This window comes from Sporolactobacillus vineae DSM 21990 = SL153 (genome assembly GCF_000377985.1).
Taxonomy (GTDB): domain Bacteria; phylum Bacillota; class Bacilli; order Bacillales; family Sporolactobacillaceae; genus Sporolactobacillus; species Sporolactobacillus vineae.
Genome location: NZ_KB899076.1, coordinates 1 through 4,797, shown reverse-complemented (window position 1 = coordinate 4,797; position 4,797 = coordinate 1). Strand labels below are relative to the sequence as shown.

The 4,797-nt window shown below is 48.3% G+C and carries 4 protein-coding genes and 2 pseudogenes; 4 read left to right on the top strand and 2 right to left on the bottom strand.

What is annotated here, in order from left to right:
* Positions 1–154: pseudogene (locus D889_RS15715) on the top strand (IS110 family RNA-guided transposase); the annotation flags it as partial.
* A gap of 170 nt (positions 155–324) precedes the next feature.
* Here D889_RS15715 and D889_RS0114665 read toward each other — a convergent pair.
* Entirely contained in the window at positions 325–1,191 is an 867-nt protein-coding gene (locus tag D889_RS0114665; protein WP_010632935.1) for a pentapeptide repeat-containing protein, read from the bottom strand.
* A gap of 12 nt (positions 1,192–1,203) precedes the next feature.
* The gene (locus D889_RS0114660; RefSeq protein ID WP_010632934.1) at positions 1,204–1,533 is read right to left on the bottom strand and encodes a PadR family transcriptional regulator; all 330 of its coding nucleotides are present in this window, start codon (positions 1,531–1,533) and stop codon (positions 1,204–1,206) included.
* 266 nt (positions 1,534–1,799) lie between these two features.
* On the opposite strand from D889_RS0114660, the gene D889_RS15145 reads away from it, so the two are divergent.
* From D889_RS15145 to D889_RS15140, 3 genes and pseudogenes are all read left to right on the top strand, one after another.
* Entirely contained in the window at positions 1,800–3,119 is a 1,320-nt protein-coding gene (locus D889_RS15145; RefSeq protein ID WP_010632933.1) for a ClC family H(+)/Cl(-) exchange transporter, read from the top strand.
* A 280-nt stretch (positions 3,120–3,399) separates the two neighbouring features.
* Positions 3,400–4,419 (top strand): nuclease-related domain-containing protein, encoded by a 1,020-nt coding sequence (locus tag D889_RS0114650; protein WP_010632932.1) that lies wholly within the window; start codon positions 3,400–3,402, stop codon positions 4,417–4,419.
* A gap of 197 nt (positions 4,420–4,616) precedes the next feature.
* Positions 4,617–4,797, top strand: a pseudogene (locus D889_RS15140) (IS110 family RNA-guided transposase); the annotation flags it as partial.

Sequence of the window (4,797 nt, the reverse complement as noted above, 5' to 3'; positions counted from 1 at the left end):
AGACTATCAGGCTTTTTACCAGAAGAAGTACAGAGAAGTGACTCGGCATCAACATAAACGCGCACTCGTCTTAACCGCAAGAAAACTGGTACGGTTGGTGTATTCGCTACTAAGCACCAACCAATTGTACACACCCCCTGAAGGGAGGACGTGAGTCCCACGGTTTTTATCACATCCCTTCGATGACGGCTCTACACCATATGGTAATTTTTGTTAATCATTGTAGAGCTTGATTTGTGTACGCTTTTTTAAGCGTTTTTGGATAAAGGCTTTGAAAAATTTCCAATTCCCCATTTTTAGGGTCTTGACATATTACCACTAGGCTTAAAGCACAGTGGCCCTGGATACATCCGCGCCCATACCTTTAAGCGCGGCATAGGTCAGTTTATCTATCCGTGCGCCGTCAAAATCAGCAGTCTTGATGGCCCGGTAAAATTTATTTGTGATACTGAATTTGGCAAGAAAAGACACATTTTTAAGGATCGCGCCTTTAAATGAAACGTTTTTCAGCCCCGCATTGTTAAACGTGACATTGACAAAGGTCAGGCCGTCAAGACGCATTCCCGACAGATCGGTATATTTGAAGGCGACGCCGTTAAAGGAGCATCTTTCAAAAGTGCTCTTTTTAAGATCGATCATCGTCAGAGTGACGTCGGTAAACGGTACATCTGCAAATTTTGTGCCCGTCAGATCCGACGTATTGAAGTGCGTGCGGACAAGAACGGACCGACGGAAACTTGTATCCCGGAGGTCTGAGACTGAAAATTTGCAGTCGGTCAGGTTGGCTCCGTCAAAATTAGCCTCGCGTATATCACTGGTAGCAAATGTACTGCCGGTCAGATCCGCACCGGAAAAGTCGGAACCGCGCAGCGCACTTGATTTAAAACTTCTATTTTGCGCGGTAACGCCTGCAAAGTCGCTCTCCGGCAAGTTGCTCGCATTGAAATTGATGACAGGCTGCTGTTTCTGTGAGCGGGACTGATCGGCCACCTCCTGAAGTGTCTGTTCAATGTCGCCGATGCTGTCGACCGTCATTTGAAAAGCGGTGTCATCATCTTTGCCCTCAGCCTTCAGTTCACGGTACCGCTCCTGCAAATCAGCGAGCAGGTCGGCCTTTAATTCTGCAACACTCTTCACAGCCTCATAGGGGGCAAAAATAGTCGTCAAATACTGATCTAATTTTTCGTTCATGGAAAAATCTCCTCACAATAATTTGTCGAGTACGCGTTTGGCGTATACCCAATTGGTTTTGTTGGCAGTGTAAGTGGCCTTACCCTTGGCAGTAATCCGAAAATACTTGCGTCGTCCGCCCTGAGATTCATCGCCCCAGTACCACTCGATATCGCCGTCTGCTTCAAGCCGCCGGACGCTCGAATACATCGTCGCTTCCTTCAGTTCATATTCGCCCCCTGAGCGTTCGGCAATCAGCTTGACGATTTCATAGCCGTAGTGGTCCGCTTCGGATAAGAGCCGTAAGATCATCGTATCGGTATTCCCGCGTAGCAGGTCGGATGTGATTTTGTTCTTGCCCATATCATCGCCTCACAGCATTATCATATGCCATATTACTATGACAGTCAACATACTGTTACGATTAAAATTATTAGCGCCATCCATTTCAACCCAAAGGTACGAGAGCGCTGAACTCGTGTCGGCAGGTATAAAAATTGCAGTGGGTCAAACGGCAATGGAAGGGTTTGTCTGAATGAATGTTGAGCGAATACCGCGCCAGCAATTTGTATTTCTGGTGTATACTTTTTGTTGTTGTTTTAGTTATATGGAGAGGGCGGGACTAACTGTTGGTACAGAGAAAACATAAATCGGTGATCCGTGGGGTACGTTTATCCTACTTATTGAAAGGCCTTCTTGTCGGCATTCTGACTGGATTCGTGGTCAGTCTGTTTCGCATCCTCATTGAAGGATCCCTGCATCTTTGGGTCAAGCTGTACCGATTGATTCCGGAACATCCCCTGCTGCTTACCGTTGCCGTTCTGCTGAGTCTGGCTCTGACATTAATCATTGGCCTGCTTGTCCGGTCGGAACCGAAAATCATGGGTTCCGGTATTCCTCAGGTAGAAGGACAGCTGGCGGGTGATCTGGAGATGAACGGCTGGCAGGTTCTCTGGCGCAAGTTTGTCACGGGCGTTCTCGGCATCGGAGCCGGTCTTTTTCTGGGACGTGAGGGTCCGTCCATCCAGCTTGGCGCGGCTGTCGGACAGGGCATAGCCCGTGGATTCGGTAATAAAGGGATGCCGCGACGTATACTGATTGCCAGTGGTGCTGCTGCCGGATTGTCTGCGGCGTTCAATGCCCCAATTGCCGGCACACTTTTTGTATTGGAAGAAGTATATCATAACTTTTCACCGCTCATCTGGATGGCTTCTCTAGCAGGGGCCATCGGCTCAGATTTTATTTCATCGAATTTCTTTGGGCTGGTTCCGGTGTTGCACATCCGTTATGCACAGAGCCTGCCGCTTTATCTATACTGGAATCTTGTTTTGTTAGGGATGATACTCGGCCTCTTTGGCTTCCTTTATCAGAAGATGACTCTGGCGATGCCGGGGTGGTATGCCCGTTTAGTGAAATTGCCCCGGTATTTTCATGGTCTGGTTCCCCTTCTTCTTGTGATTCCGATCGGTATTCTCTGGCCGCAGACACTAGGCGGAGGAAATACGATCATTCTCGGATTAGGGGACGTAACACCTGGGCTGACCGTATTGCTGGGATTGTTCGCACTTCGTTTTAGTTTTTCAATGATTTCCTATGGATCCGGTCTGCCTGGGGGGATCTTTCTACCGATTCTGTCTCTCGGCGCGTTAATTGGCGCGATCTACGGCACCGTGATGTCCGGAATCGGGCTGCTGCCTCATATCTATATCATGAATCTGATCATCTTTTCCATGGCGGGCTATTTTGCCGGGATCAGCAAGGCTCCTTTCACCGCGATGATTCTCATTACAGAGATGGTGGGTTCGCTGGAACATCTGATGCCGCTTGCCATTGTGTCGCTTACGGCCTATCTCGTCGTAGATTTACTCGGCGGTGCGCCGATCTATGCATCACTTCTGGCCCGCATGAATCCAGACCGAAAGCGTCATGTGGCTGAGCGGGGAAAATGAGTATCTCGAAATTTTGTAGACGATGAGAATCAGAGACTTGATCCTAATCGGGCAGAAGTTGATCCTAATCGTAAGAAAGTTGATCTTAATCGGGCAAAAGTTGCTCCTATTTAGCGAAAAGTTGCCCCTAATCGCTAATCATATCAATAGTTCTTGCCAGGTGCTGCTCCATCATTATTTGACAGTATCTTTGTTTTTTTGATATTAGGCAGGGCTTTCTGACCGGATCGGCGAATAGGAATAGAATTAGCTATTTTTTCATTGAAAGGACTGGCTTATTATGATACTGAAAGAGCTGCTTGTCCCGAAAAGACTGCTTGCCGCTTCCGCATTAATCGGGCGGCTGCCGAGTGGGCACAAACAGTATGCTGTAATCGAACAGGAATTTTTAAGACGGCTGGCCGGTTGGCACGGTGAACAGCAGGCAGCTTATCATCTTGACCAATCATCGCTGCAACATTCTTATCAGCTGCATAATGTGCGGCTGACATTCGACGAACAGATCTTTGAAATTGATTTAATGATTCTGACACCGCAGCTGGTGGTCATTGCCGAGGTGAAAAATTTTACCGGCACCCTCCAATTCGATCCGGTTTTTAAACAACTGATTCGTATCAGCGGAAACCGTCACGAAGGGTTTGCCAATCCGCTGCTTCAGGCCGACCGGCAACGCCGAATGCTGCTAAAATGGTTTACCGCTCGTCATCTCCCGCTGCCGCCTGTCAGTTATCTGGTTGTTATCGCACATGCTTCGACAGTGCTCAGCACTTCCGGCAAAGACACTCAGATCGGCAGCGTCGTCTGTCATGCCGAGCAACTGGAGACAAGGCTTGCTCAGCTTCTTGTCAGGCACACATCGAACTGGGCAGATGACACGCAACTTCAACGAATCGGCATGATGCTGCTAACCGAGCATCAGGAAGCAACAGGCGACGCACTCACCCGTTTCAATGTCGCAGCGAATGAGATCTTCCGCGGAATTTGCTGTCCGATCTGCCGCACATTTCATCTTGAGAGGCACTATGGCCACTGGTTCTGCGCCAGTTGCGGCCGGAAAGCAAAAGATGATCATATATCAGCTGTGCTTGATTATTTTCTGCTGTTCGGACCGACGATGACCAATACACAATGCCAACAGTTCTTATGCATTGACAACCGCTATCTTGTGTCCCGAATACTTAAGCAAATGCAATTAAATCAGGGCGGAAACGGCCACGGAATTGGACGATACTACTTAGCGCCTCCACACGAATTTTTTCATCAGCATTATACATTGTTCCGTCAGCGGACTTCGCGTTAAACAACACCGCGACGGCGATCAAGTTGCTCCTAATCGGGTAAAAGTTGCTCCTATTTAGCGAAAAGTTGCTCCTAATCGTACTAAAGTTATAATGAACGAAACTAGCCCCACTATCGCAGCAACGTGGGTTGATTGAAGTACAATAAAAATGCATCAAGGACTTCAAACAGAGCCACAACGCGAAGGGAGCTAGCATAATGAATCATAACATAATTTACGTCGGTTTGGATGTTTCTAAGGATAAGATTGCCATGGCGGTCGCTCCGGAAGGCCGGCGCCAGCCGGATTATATCGGGATGATGCCTAATCAGGCTTCGGCAATACTCCGACAAATGAAGCGGTTAGGAAAACCCGAGCAACTCCGGGTCTGCTACGAGG

Excerpts from the sequence above, each read along its gene's own strand:
- D889_RS0114665 (WP_010632935.1), bottom strand. The coding sequence starts at position 1,191 with ATGAACGAAAAATTAGATCAGTATTTGACGACTATTTTTGCCCCCTAT.
- D889_RS0114660 (WP_010632934.1), bottom strand. The coding sequence starts at position 1,533 with ATGGGCAAGAACAAAATCACATCCGACCTGCTACGCGGGAATACCGAT.
- D889_RS0114650 (WP_010632932.1), top strand. The coding sequence starts at position 3,400 with ATGATACTGAAAGAGCTGCTTGTCCCGAAAAGACTGCTTGCCGCTTCC.